Genomic DNA, 13,826 nt, shown 5'->3' on the forward strand with positions numbered 1-13,826 from the left:
CCTCCGTGGCCAGTTGAGTCAGCGCAGGACTCACGACCGCACCTCCGGCCTCATCGCTCCACTCTCGTCACCGGCGTCGGCGCCGATGCGCACCACCTCGCCCGGCCGCGCCCCGACGTCGGAGGCGACGCCCCCGCCGACGGAGTTCAGCGGGAGCCACACCACCCGGTCGGGCATGGCCGTGATCCGCAGCGGCAGCCGCACCGAGCCGTACGGGCCCGTCACGGCGAGGAGTTCGCCGTCGCGCACCCCCGCCTCGGCCGCCGTCGCCGCCGACACCCGGGCGAGCGCCGGATGGCGGGTGCCGGCCAGCGCCTCGTCCCCGTCCTGGAGCCGCCCCCGGTCCAGCAGCATCCGGTGCCCCGCGAGGACCGCCTCGCCGCGCTCGGGCCGCGCCGGGGCCCGGCCGGGCTCCGCGGGGCCGGCCGGCCGCTCGCCGTCCCAGGCCCCCAGCCGCGTCAGCTCGGCCCGCACGGCCGGGAGGGCGTCCAGGGCGAGGGGCACGTCCATGGCGTCGGCCAGCATGTGCAGCACCCGGAAGTCCGGCTGGGTGTGCCGCACGGCGAGCTGGTCCGGCTTGAGCGCCGCCTCGAACGGCCGTGCCCGGCCCTCCCAATTGAGGAACGTCCCGGACTTCTCGGCGACGGCCGCGACCGGCAGCACCACGTCCGCCCGGTCCGACACCTCGCTCGGCCGCTGCTCCAGGCTGACGAGGAAGCCCACCGCGTCCAGCGCCTCGCGGGCCCGCGCCGGATCGGGCAGGTCCGCGACCTCCACGCCGCCCACGAGCAGCGCGGCCAGCTCTCCCGTGGCCGCCGCCTCCACGATCTGCCCGGTGTCCCGGCCCGCGCCGCGCGGCAGCCCGGCCACGCGCCACACCGCCGCCGTCTCCTCCCGCGCCCTCGGGTCGGTGACGGGCCGGCCGCCCGGCAGCAGCCCCGGCAGGGCCCCCGCCTCCAGCGCGCCCCGCTCGCCCGCCCGGCGCGGCAGCCACACCAGCCGCGCGCCCGTCGCCCCGGCCGCCGCCACGGCGGCCGACAGCCCGCCGGGCACCCCGGCCAGCCGCTCGCCGACGAGGATCAGCGCACCCGGCGCGCGCAGCGCCTCCGACGCCGCCCGCCCGGCCGCGTCCAGGCCCGACGAGTCCGCCAGCGCCCGCAGCCACTCCGGCTCCGTGCCGGGCGCGGCCGGCAGCAGCGTGCCGCCCGCCTTCGTCAGGCCCGGGGTCGCGTAGGGGGCCAGCGAGAACAGGCGCTGCCGGCGCTTGCGCCACGCCTTGCGCAGCCGCAGGAAGACGCCCGGCGCCTCCTCCTCGGCCTCCAGCCCCACGAGCAGCACACCCGGCGCCTGCTCCAGGGCCGTGTACGTCACCCCCGTGCCGTCGAGGTCCCGGCCGCGCCCGGCGACGTGGGCGGCGAGGAAGTCGGCCTCCTCGGCGCTGTGCGTCCGCGCCCGGAAGTCCACGTCGTGGGTGTCGAGGGCGACGCGGGCGAACTTGGCGTAGGCGTACGCGTCCTCCACCGTCAGCCGGCCGCCGGTCAGCACCCCGGCCCGGCCGCGCGCGGCCGAAAGACCACGGGCCGCGATCTCCAACGCCTCCGGCCAGCTCGCCGGCGTGAGGACGCCGCTGTCGTCACGCACCAGCGGGGTGTCGAAGCGCTCGGGCCGCTGCGCGTAGCGGAAGGCGAAGCGGCCCTTGTCGCACACCCACTCCTCGTTGACCTCGGGGTCCTCCGCGGCCAGCCGGCGCATCACCTTGCCGCGCCGGTGGTCGGTGCGCAGCGCGCAGCCGCCCGCGCAGTGCTCGCACACCGACGGCGAGGAGACCAGGTCGAAGGGGCGGGCGCGGAACCGGTACGCCGCCGAGGTGAGGGCACCCACCGGGCAGATCTGGATGGTGTTGCCGGAGAAGTACGACCGGAAGGGGTCGCCCTCGCCCGTGCCGACCTGTTCGAGCGCGCCGCGCTCCAGCAGCTCGATCATCGGGTCGCCCGCGATCTCGTTGGAGAAGCGGGTGCAGCGCGCGCACAGCACACAGCGCTCGCGGTCCAGCAGGATCTGCGTGGAGATGGGGATCGGCTTCTCGTACGTGCGCTTGCGGCCCTCGAAGCGGCTGTCCGCCTGGCCCGCCGACATGGCCTGGTTCTGCAGGGGGCACTCGCCGCCCTTGTCGCAGACGGGGCAGTCCAGCGGGTGGTTGATGAGCAGCAGCTCCATCACGCCGCGCTGCGCCTTCTCGGCGACGGGCGAGGTGAGCTGGGTCTTCACCACCATGCCGTCGGTGCAGGTGATGGTGCAGGACGCCATGGGCTTGCGCTGGCCCTCGACCTCGACGATGCACTGTCTGCACGCGCCCACCGGATCCAGCAGCGGATGGTCGCAGAAGCGCGGGATCTCGATGCCCAGCAGCTCGGCCGCCCGGATGACGAGCGTGCCCTTCGGCACGGAGAGCTGGATGCCGTCGATGGTGACGGACACCAGGTCCTCCGGCGGGACGGCCGCGTTCCCTCCTCCGGAAGGGGCGGACGTGGTCACTGTCATGCGTTCACCCCCAGGTGAGCGTGCTGGTTGGTGGCGGGACCGTCGGCCCACACCGTCGACTTCGCCGGGTCGAAGGGGCAGCCCTTGCCCTTGATGTGCTGCTCGTACTCCTCGCGGAAGTACTTCAGCGAGGAGAAGATCGGGCTGGCGGCGCCGTCTCCCAGCGCGCAGAACGACTTGCCGTTGATGTTGTCGGCGATGTCGGCGAGCTTGTCGAGGTCGGCCATCCGCCCCTTGCCCGCCTCGATGTCGCGGAGCAACTGGACGAGCCAGTACGTGCCTTCGCGGCAGGGCGTGCACTTGCCGCAGGACTCGTGGGCGTAGAACTCGGTCCAGCGCGTTACGGCGCGCACGACGCACGTCGTCTCGTCGAAGCACTGGAGGGCCTTGGTGCCGAGCATCGAACCGGCGGCGCCCACCGCCTCGTAGTCCAGGGGGACGTCGAGGTGCTCGTCGGTCAGCAACGGGGTCGAGGAGCCGCCGGGCGTCCAGAACTTGAGCCGGTGACCGGGGCGCATCCCGCCGCTCATGCCCAGCAGTTGCCCGAGGGTGATCCCCAACGGGGCCTCGTACTGGCCGGGGTTGGCGACGTGGCCGCTGAGGGAGTACAGCGTGAAGCCGGGCGACTTCTCGCTGCCCATCGAACGGAACCATTCCTTGCCCCGGTTGAGGATCGCGGGAACCGAGGCGATGGATTCGACGTTGTTCACCACTGTGGGGCAGGCGTAGAGACCTTCGACCGCGGGGAAGGGGGGCCGGAGCCGGGGCTGGCCGCGGCGGCCCTCCAGCGAGTCGAGCAGGGCGGTCTCCTCGCCGCAGATGTAGGCGCCCGCCCCCGCGTGCACGGTGACGTCGAGGTCGAGTCCGCTGCCCAGGACGTTCCGGCCGAGGAAGCCCGCCGCGTACGCCTCGCGCACGGCCTCGTGCAGCCGGCGGAGCACGGGGACGGTCTCGCCGCGCAGATAGACGAAGGCGCGGTCGGAGCGGATCGCCCAGCAGGCGATCACCATGCCCTCGATGAGGGAGTGGGGGTTGGCGAAGAGGAGGGGGATGTCCTTGCAGGTGCCGGGCTCGGACTCGTCGGCGTTGACGACGAGGTAGTGGGGCTTGCCGTCGCCCTGCGGGATGAACTGCCACTTCATCCCGGTGGGGAAGCCGGCGCCGCCGCGGCCGCGCAGCCCGGAGTCCTTCACGTACGCGATGACGTCGTCGGGGGTCATCGCGAGGGCCTTGCGCGCGCCCTCGTAGCCCTCGTGCCGCAGATAGGTCTCCAGCGTCCAGGAGCGCGGCTCGTCCCAGAAGGCGCTGAGGACGGGTGAGAGCAGCTTCTCGGGGCTGGTCTCGAAGATCTCGGGCGCCATGGTCATTCCTCCCCCTCCTCGGTGACCGGTCCGCTGGGGTGCGCGGGGTCCGAGGCGGACGTCTCCTGCGGCGCGTCGTGGGAGCTGAGGTGCTCCGCCGGGCGCTCGTCCTGCGGCGGCTCGCCGCGCGGCGGCACCACCCGATGCCCGCCCTCGCCCCTGGCCAGCCGCAGCCCGGCCAGCGAGGCGGAGCCGGCCCCGCCGCCCGCCTCGACGGCACCCGGCCGCCGGTCGGGGAAGCCCGCCAGGATGCGGGCCGTCTCCTTGTACGTGCACAGCGGCGCCCCGCGCGTGGGCTCGACGGTGCGGCCGGCGCGGAGGTCGTCGACGAGCCGTTTGGCGCTCTCGGGCGTCTGGTTGTCGAAGAACTCCCAGTTGACCATCACCACGGGCGCGTAGTCGCAGGCCGCGTTGCACTCGATGTGCTCCAGCGTGACCTTGCCGTCGTCGGTGGTCTCACCATTGCCGACGCCGAGGTGGTGCTTGAGCTCGTCGAAGATGGCGTCGCCGCCCAGCACCGCGCACAGGGTGTTGGTGCACACCCCCACCTGGTAGTCGCCCCCGGGCGCGCGCCGGTACATGGTGTAGAAGGTCGAGACCGCCGTGACCTCCGCCGTGGTGAGCCCGAGCCGCTCGGCGCAGAAGCGGATGCCGGTGCGGGTGACGTGCCCGTCCTCGGCCTGCACGAGGTGCAGCAGCGGCAGCAGCGCGCTGCGGCTGTCGGGGTAGCGGGCGATCACCTCGTCGGCGTCAGCGTCCAGCCGGGCGCGGACGTCGGCGGGATAGTCGGGGGCGGGGAGCGCGGGCATCCCCAGGCTGACGTCACTCACCGGTCGACGCCTCCCATCACGGGATCGATGGACGCCACCGCCACGATGACGTCGGCGACCATGCCGCCCTCGCACATCGCCGCCATGGCCTGGAGGTTGGTGAAGGAGGGATCCCGGAAGTGGACCCGGTAGGGGCGGGTGCCGCCGTCGCTGACGACGTGGACGCCCAGCTCCCCCTTGGGGGACTCCACGGCGACGTACGCCTGCCCCGGCGGCACCCGGAAGCCCTCCGTCACCAGCTTGAAGTGGTGGATCAGGGCCTCCATCGAGGTGCCCATGATCTTCTTGATGTGGTCGAGGGAGTTGCCGAGCCCGTCCGGCCCGAGGGCCAGCTGCGCGGGCCAGGCGATCTTCTTGTCGGCGACCATGACCGGGCCGGGCTGGAGCCGGTCCAGGCACTGCTCGACGATCCGCAGCGACTGCCGCATCTCGTCCAGCCGGATCAGGAAGCGGCCGTAGGCGTCGCAGGTGTCGGCGGTCGGCACGTCGAAGTCGTAGTTCTCGTAGCCGCAGTAGGGCTGGGCCTTGCGCAGGTCGTGCGGGAGCCCGGCGGAGCGCAGGATCGGCCCGGTGGCGCCCAGCGCCATGCAGCCGGTGAGGTCGAGGTGGCCGATGCCCTCCATCCGGCCCTTGAAGATGGGGTTGCCGGTGGCGAGCTTGTCGTACTCCGGCAGGTTCCGGCGCATCTTCTTGACGAACTCACGGACCTGGTCGACCGCGCCGGGCGGCAGGTCCTGGGCGAGGCCGCCGGGGCGGACGTACGCGTGGTTCATCCGCAGGCCGGTGATGAGCTCGAAGATGTCGAGGACCATCTCGCGGTCGCGGAAGCCGTAGATCATGATCGTGGTGGCGCCGAGCTCCATGCCGCCGGTGGCGATGGCCACCAGGTGGGAGGAGATTCGGTTCAGCTCCATGAGCATCACCCGGATGACGGAGGCCCGGTCGGGCACCTGCTCCTCGATGCCGAGCAGCCGCTCCACGCCCAGGCAGTACGCCGTCTCGTTGAAGAACGGCGTGAGGTAGTCCATGCGCGTCACGAAGGTGGTGCCCTGGGTCCAGTTGCGGAACTCCAGGTTCTTCTCGATGCCGGTATGGAGGTAGCCGATGCCGCAGCGGGCCTCGGTGACCGTCTCGCCGTCGATCTCCAGGATGAGCCGGAGCACTCCGTGGGTGGAGGGGTGCTGGGGACCCATGTTGACGACGATCCGCTCGTCGTCGGCCCGCTTGGCGGCGTCGGCGATCTCGGCCCAGTCGCCGCCGGTGACGGTGTAGACGGTGCCCTCGGTGGTCTCGCGCGCGCCGGCGGGGGCGCCGCTGTCGTTGGCGGTGCCGTTGGGGGTGGTGCCGTTGGCGGTCCCGTTGGGAGTGGACATCACGAGTACGACCTCCGCTGGTCGGGGGCCGGGATCCGGGCGCCCTTGTACTCGACGGGAATGCCGCCGAGGGGGTAGTCCTTGCGCTGCGGAAAGCCCTGCCAGTCGTCCGGCATCATGATCCGCGTGAGCGCCGGATGGCCGTCGAAGATCAGGCCGAAGAAGTCGTACGTCTCGCGCTCGTGCCAGTCGTTCGTCGGATAGACGTCGACGATCGACGGGACGTGCGGATCGGCGTCGGGAGCGCTCACCTCCAGCCGGATCAACCGGTTGTGGGTGATCGAGCGCAGGTGGTAGACGGCATGGAGCTCGCGCCCCTTGTCCCCGGGAAGGTGCACCCCGCTGACCCCGGTGCACAGCTCGAAGCGGAGCGCCGGGTCGTCGCGCAGCGTCCGGGCGACGCGCGGCAGGTGCTCGCGGGCGATGTGGAAGGTGAGCTCGCCCCGGTCGACCACGGTCTTCTCGATCGCGTTCTCGGGGAGAAGCCCCTGCTCCTCCAGGGCCCCTTCCAGCTCGTCCGCCACCTCGTCGAACCAGCCGCCGTAAGGACGGGTGGCCTCGCCCGGCAGCCGTACGGTGCGGACGAGCCGGCCGTAGCCGGTGGTGTCGCCGCCGTTGTTCGGGCCGAACATGCCGCGCCGGACGCCGATGACCTCGCCGTGGTCGAGGCGCTGGCCGGGCAGGTTCTGGGCGCCGAGGTCCTTGTCGGGGTTGACGCCGTTGGGAGGCTTGGGACCCTCGGTGGGCTTGGGGCCTTCGGCGGGCTTGGGACCCTCGGTGGGCTTCGGGTCGCTCATCGCAGCAGCCCCTTCATCTCGATGAGGGGCAGGGCCTTCAGGGCCGCCTTCTCCGCCTCGGCCTCCGCCTCCGCGCGCTGCGGGCCGAGCTTCTCGTGCTGGATCTTCTTGTGCAGCTTGAGGATCGAGTCCATGAGCATCTCGGGCCGGGGCGGGCAGCCGGGCAGATAGATGTCGACGGGCACGATGTGGTCGACGCCCTGCACGATCGCGTAGTTGTTGAACATGCCGCCGCTGGACGCGCAGACCCCCATGGAGATCACCCACTTGGGGCTGGGCATCTGGTCGTAGACCTGACGCAGCACGGGCGCCATCTTCTGGCTCACCCGCCCCGCCACGATCATCAGATCGGCCTGGCGGGGGGAGCCCCGGAAGACCTCCATGCCGAAGCGGGCGAGGTCATAGCGCCCCGCTCCCGTCGTCATCATCTCGATGGCGCAGCAGGCCAGGCCGAAGGTGGCCGGGAAGACGGACGCCTTGCGCACCCATCCCGCGGCCTGTTCGACGGATGTCAGCAGAAAGCCGCTCGGCAGCTTCTCCTCGAGTCCCATGCGACGAGCCCCCTAGTCCCATTCCAGGCCGCCGCGCCGCCATACATAGGCGTAGGCGACGAAGACGGTGAGCACGAAGAGGAGCATCTCCACGAGCCCGAACAGCCCCAGGGAGTCGAAGGTGACCGCCCAGGGGTAGAGGAAGACGACCTCGATGTCGAAGACGATGAAGAGCATCGCCGTCAGGTAGTACTTGATCGGGAACCGGCCGCCACCGGCCGGGTGCGGGGTCGGCTCGATGCCGCATTCGTACGCCTCGAGCTTGGCGCGGTTGTAGCGCTTGGGCCCCACGAGCGAGCCCACGACCACGGAGAAGATCGCGAAGCCCGCACCTAGGGCTCCCAGTACGAGGATGGGCGCATAGGCGTTCACCGCTCCTCGCTCCTTCCAGTCTGTCGACGCTGACTGCTGGCTGACCGGACCCGGTGGATGGAGGCCCTCCGAAGATCACCGCCATGTGAGGCAGTTCACAAGCCCGGGTCGCCTGCATCCTATGCCCGCCGGTCTGTGATCTGCGACACGGCGTACACGACCGCGTTTGTGATCTCCACCACCTGACGAACGATCATTAAGTCGGATGAGCGGTGATCTACGTACGCGAAGCGGTTGAGTGATCACCAGAGGTGACATTCGGGGGCTGCGGTGCTGGTCGGGGCGGGTGAGCCATTATCAAGCCATGGCGGGATCGGGCAAATTGGCAAGGGGCCCGATGAACTGATATAGGGCCGTGACGAGCTGAGGGGCCGACGGACGGCGCCACCCCCTCCCCCGCCACTCCGCCGGGCACCCGACGGACCGTCACCGAAACGCGCCCGGGACGGGTGGCCGACGCCCGGTACGCGCGTCGCTTCACAAGCCGCGCCCGGGAGACCGGACGGACGCGCGATACGTGAGTTGCGCCACGCGCCGGAAGGTTCGGCGACCGGATTTCGTGGGTAGCCTCGACGCGCGGGCTGTAAAGGTGATAGGACGCCCGCCGCACGTCACCGATGGCCAAATGCCATGCTGAGGCGCTTGATCGCCCATCCGGACGCCCCTCGCGCCGTGACCTCTCTGTGATCAAAAGGCCCGTTTTCCAAGCGCGTACACGTCAATTGTGGCGCAGGTCACTTATCTTGAACTCAACCAGCGCGGACTGATAGTCCGTTGTCCCATGTCCCCGAACGCGCATATAACCAGCCACCGGAAGCACCGTCGCCCGGCGACCCAGTCCTGGGTCGTCCGCACGGGTGTGGCCGGTGGCGTCCTCAGCACCCTGGCTGTGGCCGGCACCGCGTCCGCCGCCACCGCCACCGCCGAGAAGCCGGCCGAGGCGACCCAGGAGATCCCCGCGTTCAACGCGGCCCTCTCCACCTCCATCGCGCAGAGCGCGGTCGCCACGCAGCAGGCGGCCACGGACACCCAGATTCGCGCGCAGGTGGACGAGGCCGTCGACGTCGCCAAGGCGCAGGCCAAGAAGGTCAAGGACGAGGCGGAGCGCAAGGCCGAGGCCGAGCGCAAGGCCGCCGAGGCCGAGGCCAAGCGTGCCGAGCAGGACCGCGCCTCCCGCGACAGCGACCGCTCGGACCTGGGCACGAAGTCGACTTCCGGCTCCAGCACCGGTTCCAGCTCCCACGCCAGCGGCAACGCCGCCACCCTGGTCTCCTTCCTGGAGGCCCAGGTCGGCAAGGCGTACATCATGGGCGCCACCGGCTCCTCCGCGTACGACTGCTCCGGCCTGGTCATGTCCGCGTACAACCAGATCGGCATCGACCTGCCGCGCGTCTCCCAGGACCAGTCGACCGCCGGCACCCAGGTCGGTCTCGACAACCTCCAGGTCGGCGACATCCTCTACTGGGGCCCCGCCGGCAGCGCGTACCACGTCGCCGTTTACATCGGCGGTGGCAAGTTCATCGGCGCGCAGAACCCGAGCACGGGTGTCGTCGAGCGCAGCCTGAGCTACTCCCCGCCCACGGGCGCCGTCCGCGTCATGTAGTCACGCGGATTCGCAGGCTCCAGCAGGCTTGCAGACTCCAGAAGGGCCGCCGCTCCCCCCGCTCGGGACGGCGGCCCTTCGGCGCATCCGGGTCCCGGGTGCCCACCCCCGTTACCCTCGGGCACCCGGCCCCCGCGCCGATGATTGGAGTCTGGGACGGTCACGGTCCGCTCGGCAAACCCCTTCGGGTGGGATCGAAACCGGGCCGCCTCGCGGCGGAGAGTTTGCAGGTGGGGGTGCCTTCGCCTCCGGCGGTCAGCCGGGGGGTTCGAGGTTCAGGGATTCGAAGTCCAGGAGGGCCTCGGCGGGGATGAGATGGCCCCTGGACCGGTCCGCGTGTGTGCTCCCGCGCACCAGGCCGACCAGTTCCCCCGTTTCCACGTGGAAGGCCGGCGCCCCGACCAGCCCTGGGTCGAGTTCCCCTTCGACGCGTACCCACTCGGCGGACCGACCCTTCACTTCGAGCAAGCAGGAGTGCGGCTGAGCCAGTCCCCTGTCGCCGAACGCGTAGCCGTTGACGAGCAGACGGGATGCGGGGGCGGGCCATCGCCCCAGGGTGAACGACGGCACCGGGCCCGGCAGGGGCTCGGCCAACCGCAGAACCGACAGGCCGAACCACGAACGGGAACGCTCGATGGCTTCCGCGCGGACCCCTTCACCAGCCTGCGAATGCACCCGGCACTCAAACTCGACGATCTCGGGTGTCCCCTGCGGCACAACCACCGTGCTCGCATCGACAAGCAGTCCACTGCTGGTCTTCCACACCCACCGGTCGCCGTCCCGTACGTATGGCTGTCTGACCAGTACCGTCAGAGAGGCGACGAACGACTCGTCGACCGCCCACCGGCTCGGGTCATTGACATACACATCGCCGTTGAAGACGTTCCGCACACCGGGACCCTCGAATGCACCGACGGCCAGCTCACCCCTGGGATCGGTCCGCCGCTCCGCGTCGGCCAGCCTCCGTTCGAGCCGCTCGCACCGCTCCTCCGCCTGCCGGTGCGCCTCGCGGGCCTCCTCCAGCTCATCCTTCAACTGCTGGATCTCGGCGATCAGTCGTGACCGATCGGCGTCGACCTCGGGACCGACCCGAAACTGTCCGATCTGCAACTGAAGCTCCCGGACGCGGCGTTCGCGATCGCGGAGGGTGTCCTCCAGCCACCGTTCGCGCTGGGCGGCCCGGCGGGCGTCCTCGTCCGCCACGGCGAGCTGCTGCTGCAACAACTGCACCTTGTGCGTAGGGCTCTTGCCCGCCTTGAGCGCCGCGTGGTGCAGGGCGCGCAGCATCTCCGTCGTCTCCGGCGTCGGCACTGTGCCCCGCGTTTCCGCGACATCGTTCAGCAGGTTGAGTGCGAATTCCCATGGCGGAAGGCGCTGTCCGCTCAGGTAGCGGGAGACCGTGGACGAGTCGTAGCTGCGACGGGCCGCGTAGCGCCGCTCGGAGATCTCCAGCCCCGCGAAGAGATCGCGCAGCGCCTGCGCCAGCGCGCGCATCTCCGGCGAGAGCCCCTCCCCGAACGCCTGCAGTTCACTCACGCTGCCACCTGCCTGTCAGCACCGCTGCGGCTGCCGCAGCGTATCCGTTCCCATCGACCCTGAGTCGTACCATCACCGACTCATGGGAGGGGCCTCAATGGCCAACGACGGCAAGCGCGTTCATGATCTAGTCGTTTTCCTCGCCGTCCTGACAGCGGGGATCCTGCTCGTGCTGCTGGGCGTATCGCCCGGCGCGCTGGCGACCGTCACCGCGTCCCTGTCCGGGCTCTACGCGACCTGGCGCGGCGGTGGCGGTCGCCCCACGCCGTGATCACCGTTCCCGCAGCTCGAACCACACGCGCTTGCCGATGACGTGCAGCCCGTCCCAGACGAGGTTCACGCCGAAGGCGTGCGACAGCTTGTTCATCAGGACGAGCCCCCGGCCCCGCTCGTCGCCCGGTTTCGCGGCGAGCCGGCCGTACGGGCGCCTCACCGGGTCGTCGTCCCGCACGGCGACGACCACCCGGTAGGGCCTGACGGTGACTTCCACTGACAGCGCGGACACGCGCGCGTGCTGCACGACGTTCGCGACGGCGTCCGACACGCAGACGCACGCGTCATCGATGAGGGCGGGGTGGTTGGTCGCCTGCAACGTTCCGCGTACGAACTGGCGAGCGAGGCGAGCGGTTGTCGCCGTCGCCGGTGCGGCGAGCTCGTAGTACGTGCCGGGTGTGTAGTACGGCGCGGTACGTGGGTCGTTGACCACGGTTGCGCTCATGGGGCGCCTCCCTATTCGGGTTGCCGATGTCCTGTGCGGTTTCGCTTTCGCGCGCCGCCGCCGTCATCCGTGGCCCGGCCACCAGCTTTGGCCTCAACTTGCGTGCAGGTGGCTGCACTTCGGGTCTTCCCGAGCGGCTGCGCGGTGCCAGTAGGACGGTAGGGCACATGCATGTGACCACTCAAGCGCAGGCCAAAGCCTGCACGCCGGAAGGTGGACCCGCGAGACTGGGGCGCGCACACTTGACACGCGAGAGGAGAGGGACGTCCATGCCACCCCGGAGCAACCCGACCGCCAGGCAGGCGCGCCTAGGTGCCGAACTCCGCAAACTTCGAGAAGCCTCCGGGCTCCCCGCTCGCGCCGTCGGCGAATTCCTCGGCGGGAATCAAGCCACGGTCAGCCACATCGAAGCCGGTCTCTGGGGCGTCAGCGCGGAACGGGTCCGCCGACTCGCGGCCTTCTACTCCGCCGACGACCAGGAACTGGTTGACGCACTATGCGCGATGACCGAGGCGCGCGGAAAGGGTTGGTGGGAGGAATACCGTGGCGTCCTGCCCGCCAGCTTCCTCGACATCGCCGAACTCGAAAACCACGCGTCCTTTCTGCGGTCCATCCGGATGCTGCATGTGCCTGGCATCCTTCAGACATCGGATTACGCCCGAGAACTGATCGGCAGCGGGGTGCTGGGGCTGCCTGAACGCGAGGTGGCCGCACGGGTCGAGCACCGAATCCGCCGACGCGAGATCTTCCGCCGTGCCGCCCCGCCGAAGTTCGACGCGTTCATCCACGAGGCGGCCCTACAGATGCGCTACTGCAGCAGCGATGTCATGCGTTCTCAGCTTGAGCTGCTGGAGGAAACCGCTGGCTGGCCGAGCGTCCACATCCGCGTCATCCCATTCGACACACGGATCACAGGCTCAGTCCACTCGGTGCTCTATGCGGGTGGCCCGATCCCGCAGCTCGACACCGTCCAGCTCGACAATGCCTTTGACGGGAACTTCCTCGACGCCGAGGATCAACTGAATGAGTACCGATCGCTGTTCCGCACGATCGACGAGATCGCACTCGATGCGAACGAGTCCCTGAAATACATCCACCGCATCGCGCAGGAATTGTGAGCTGACCGACATGAAGAGAACCCTCTGGCAGAAGTCCTCCTTCTCCGGCCCCGACAACAACCCCGACTGCTTAGAGCTGGCAGCGGCCCCGGGAGCGGTACTCGTGCGCGAGAGCGACGCTCCATCCGTCGTAATCACGACGGCCCACACCGGCGTTCGTGCGCTGATCGCAAGCGTCAAGGCCGGTCGGTTGAGGTGAACGCTGACACACGCTGGCAGAAATCTTCCTTCTCGGGAGCCGAGGGCCCGAACTGCGTCGAAGTCGCCACCTGCGCCACCGCGATTCTGCTGCGCGAGAGCGACGCCCCCGAGGCCGTCATCGCAGCAGCGCACGTCAAAGTGCGGGCGCTGATCACGCGCATCAAGGAAGGGGCGTTGCAGTGAGCCCAGAGCCCGCGTGGCAGCGCTCGTCCGCCTGCGGCGGAGGTGGCAACAACTGCCTGGAGGTACGCGCGATGACCGCGCTGGTACTGCTGCGCGAGAGCGACGCGCCCGGCATCGTGATCGCCACACCACGCGCGCAGATGGCAGCGCTCATCACCCGCATCAAGGCCGACGGGCGAAGGTAACCGCTCCCCAACAACCGGCGGTTTGAACGGACCCGGGACGGAAAGTCAGGACATCGGACGAACTCGCCCGGGACGAGGAGCCGCCATGTCCACCTCCTACGTCGTCGTGACCGTCCTCGCCGCCGGCATGGCAGCCGTCTCCGCCGGGACGTTCATATTCCGCGCCCCGGCGGTCGTGCGGTCGATCACCGCCTACGGCGTGCCCGAAGCGTGGCTGCCCTGGCTGGGGGCGGCCAAGGCCGCGGGGGCCGTGGGCCTGCTCGTCGGGCTGGCCGTACCGGCCATCGGCGTGGCGGCCGGCGTCGGGCTGGTGCTGTACTTCGCCGGGGCCGTCGCCACCGTCGTCCGCGCACGCGCGTACGCGCACGTGCTCATGCCCCTGCTGTACGCGGCGCCGGTGATCGCGTCCCTAGTGCTGCTGAGGGCGAAGTCCTGACCGCCCGCCGGGGATTGTCAG

General features: G+C 70.4%; 16 protein-coding genes. 7 read left to right on the forward strand and 9 right to left on the reverse strand.

The features are described from left to right. Positions 1-30: 30 nt before the first annotated feature. From IE096_RS28560 to IE096_RS28590, 7 genes are read right to left on the reverse strand one after another with little or no spacing between them, the layout of a single operon-like run. Positions 31-2,541, reverse strand: a complete 2,511-nt coding sequence (locus tag IE096_RS28560; RefSeq protein WP_189456581.1) for an NADH-quinone oxidoreductase subunit G — start codon at positions 2,539-2,541, stop codon at positions 31-33. Continuing rightward, positions 2,538-3,908, reverse strand: coding sequence for an NADH-quinone oxidoreductase subunit NuoF (nuoF, locus tag IE096_RS28565; RefSeq protein ID WP_189456583.1), 1,371 nt, complete (start codon positions 3,906-3,908; stop codon positions 2,538-2,540). Before nuoF ends, IE096_RS28560 begins: the two co-directional genes overlap by 4 nt. Further along, positions 3,905-4,711: an NADH-quinone oxidoreductase subunit NuoE gene (gene nuoE, locus IE096_RS28570; RefSeq protein ID WP_189456705.1), complete on the reverse strand. Its 807-nt coding sequence runs from the start codon at positions 4,709-4,711 to the stop codon at positions 3,905-3,907. The genes nuoF and nuoE overlap by 4 nt, the downstream gene beginning before the upstream one ends. A gap of 17 nt (positions 4,712-4,728) precedes the next feature. After that, entirely contained in the window at positions 4,729-6,105 is a 1,377-nt protein-coding gene (locus tag IE096_RS28575; RefSeq protein WP_189456585.1) for an NADH-quinone oxidoreductase subunit D, read from the reverse strand. Next, a complete protein-coding gene (locus IE096_RS28580; protein WP_229820670.1) occupies positions 6,105-6,902 on the reverse strand; it encodes an NADH-quinone oxidoreductase subunit C in 798 nt (265 codons plus the stop codon). Before IE096_RS28580 ends, IE096_RS28575 begins: the two co-directional genes overlap by 1 nt. After that, the gene (locus tag IE096_RS28585) at positions 6,899-7,453 is read right to left on the reverse strand and encodes a NuoB/complex I 20 kDa subunit family protein (RefSeq protein ID WP_189456587.1); all 555 of its coding nucleotides are present in this window, start codon (positions 7,451-7,453) and stop codon (positions 6,899-6,901) included. The genes IE096_RS28580 and IE096_RS28585 overlap by 4 nt, the downstream gene beginning before the upstream one ends. A 12-nt stretch (positions 7,454-7,465) precedes the next feature. Further along, the gene (locus IE096_RS28590; protein ID WP_126914770.1) at positions 7,466-7,825 is read right to left on the reverse strand and encodes an NADH-quinone oxidoreductase subunit A; all 360 of its coding nucleotides are present in this window, start codon (positions 7,823-7,825) and stop codon (positions 7,466-7,468) included. A gap of 781 nt (positions 7,826-8,606) precedes the next feature. Here IE096_RS28590 and IE096_RS28595 point away from each other — a divergent pair. After that, positions 8,607-9,428, forward strand: coding sequence for a C40 family peptidase (locus IE096_RS28595; RefSeq protein ID WP_189456589.1), 822 nt, complete (start codon positions 8,607-8,609; stop codon positions 9,426-9,428). Between the two features lie 255 nt (positions 9,429-9,683). Here IE096_RS28595 and IE096_RS28600 read toward each other — a convergent pair whose 3' ends face one another. Further along, positions 9,684-10,964 carry an AAA family ATPase gene (locus tag IE096_RS28600; protein WP_189456591.1) on the reverse strand — a complete coding sequence of 427 codons (1,281 nt, stop codon included), beginning with the start codon at positions 10,962-10,964 and terminating at the stop codon, positions 9,684-9,686. A gap of 82 nt (positions 10,965-11,046) precedes the next feature. On the opposite strand from IE096_RS28600, the gene IE096_RS28605 reads away from it, so the two are divergent. Further along, a complete protein-coding gene (locus tag IE096_RS28605; RefSeq protein WP_189456716.1) occupies positions 11,047-11,235 on the forward strand; it encodes a hypothetical protein in 189 nt (62 codons plus the stop codon). On the opposite strand, the gene IE096_RS28610 is transcribed toward IE096_RS28605, so the two are convergent. Next, on the reverse strand, positions 11,236-11,682 hold the full coding sequence (locus IE096_RS28610) for an ATP-binding protein (protein ID WP_189456593.1): 447 nt from the start codon (positions 11,680-11,682) through the stop codon (positions 11,236-11,238). Positions 11,683-11,951: 269 nt separating this feature from the next. Here IE096_RS28610 and IE096_RS28615 point away from each other — a divergent pair, with 269 nt between their 5' ends. The 5 genes from IE096_RS28615 (at position 11,952) to IE096_RS28635 (ending at position 13,805) form a co-directional block, all read left to right on the forward strand. Further along, complete coding sequence (locus IE096_RS28615) at positions 11,952-12,800, forward strand: helix-turn-helix domain-containing protein (protein WP_189456596.1); 849 nt, start codon at positions 11,952-11,954, stop codon at positions 12,798-12,800. Positions 12,801-12,810: 10 nt separating this feature from the next. Then, complete coding sequence (locus IE096_RS28620) at positions 12,811-12,999, forward strand: DUF397 domain-containing protein (RefSeq protein ID WP_189456598.1); 189 nt, start codon at positions 12,811-12,813, stop codon at positions 12,997-12,999. After that, entirely contained in the window at positions 12,996-13,184 is a 189-nt protein-coding gene (locus tag IE096_RS28625) for a DUF397 domain-containing protein (RefSeq protein ID WP_189456601.1), read from the forward strand. Before IE096_RS28620 ends, IE096_RS28625 begins: the two co-directional genes overlap by 4 nt. Beyond that, a complete protein-coding gene (locus IE096_RS28630) occupies positions 13,181-13,369 on the forward strand; it encodes a DUF397 domain-containing protein (RefSeq protein ID WP_189456602.1) in 189 nt (62 codons plus the stop codon). The genes IE096_RS28625 and IE096_RS28630 overlap by 4 nt, the downstream gene beginning before the upstream one ends. Before the next feature lie 85 nt (positions 13,370-13,454). Continuing rightward, entirely contained in the window at positions 13,455-13,805 is a 351-nt protein-coding gene (locus tag IE096_RS28635) for a DoxX family protein (RefSeq protein WP_189456604.1), read from the forward strand. The last annotated feature ends 21 nt before the right edge of the window (positions 13,806-13,826 follow it).

Origin of the sequence: Streptomyces abikoensis (assembly GCF_014648775.1) — a bacterium.
Taxonomy (GTDB): Bacteria; Actinomycetota; Actinomycetes; order Streptomycetales; family Streptomycetaceae; genus Streptomyces; species Streptomyces abikoensis.

What these genes read in the sequence shown, in the direction of transcription:
- IE096_RS28560 (WP_189456581.1), bottom strand. Translation starts at nt 2,541, where the DNA reads ATGACAGTGACCACGTCCGCCCCTTCCGGAGGAGGGAACGCGGCCGTC.
- nuoF (WP_189456583.1), bottom strand. Translation starts at nt 3,908, where the DNA reads ATGACCATGGCGCCCGAGATCTTCGAGACCAGCCCCGAGAAGCTGCTC.
- nuoE (WP_189456705.1), bottom strand. Translation starts at nt 4,711, where the DNA reads ATGCCCGCGCTCCCCGCCCCCGACTATCCCGCCGACGTCCGCGCCCGG.
- IE096_RS28575 (WP_189456585.1), bottom strand. Translation starts at nt 6,105, where the DNA reads ATGTCCACTCCCAACGGGACCGCCAACGGCACCACCCCCAACGGCACC.
- IE096_RS28580 (WP_229820670.1), bottom strand. Translation starts at nt 6,902, where the DNA reads ATGAGCGACCCGAAGCCCACCGAGGGTCCCAAGCCCGCCGAAGGCCCC.
- IE096_RS28585 (WP_189456587.1), bottom strand. Translation starts at nt 7,453, where the DNA reads ATGGGACTCGAGGAGAAGCTGCCGAGCGGCTTTCTGCTGACATCCGTC.
- IE096_RS28595 (WP_189456589.1), top strand. Translation starts at nt 8,607, where the DNA reads ATGTCCCCGAACGCGCATATAACCAGCCACCGGAAGCACCGTCGCCCG.
- IE096_RS28605 (WP_189456716.1), top strand. Translation starts at nt 11,047, where the DNA reads ATGGGAGGGGCCTCAATGGCCAACGACGGCAAGCGCGTTCATGATCTA.
- IE096_RS28610 (WP_189456593.1), bottom strand. Translation starts at nt 11,682, where the DNA reads ATGAGCGCAACCGTGGTCAACGACCCACGTACCGCGCCGTACTACACA.
- IE096_RS28615 (WP_189456596.1), top strand. Translation starts at nt 11,952, where the DNA reads ATGCCACCCCGGAGCAACCCGACCGCCAGGCAGGCGCGCCTAGGTGCC.
- IE096_RS28620 (WP_189456598.1), top strand. Translation starts at nt 12,811, where the DNA reads ATGAAGAGAACCCTCTGGCAGAAGTCCTCCTTCTCCGGCCCCGACAAC.
- IE096_RS28635 (WP_189456604.1), top strand. Translation starts at nt 13,455, where the DNA reads ATGTCCACCTCCTACGTCGTCGTGACCGTCCTCGCCGCCGGCATGGCA.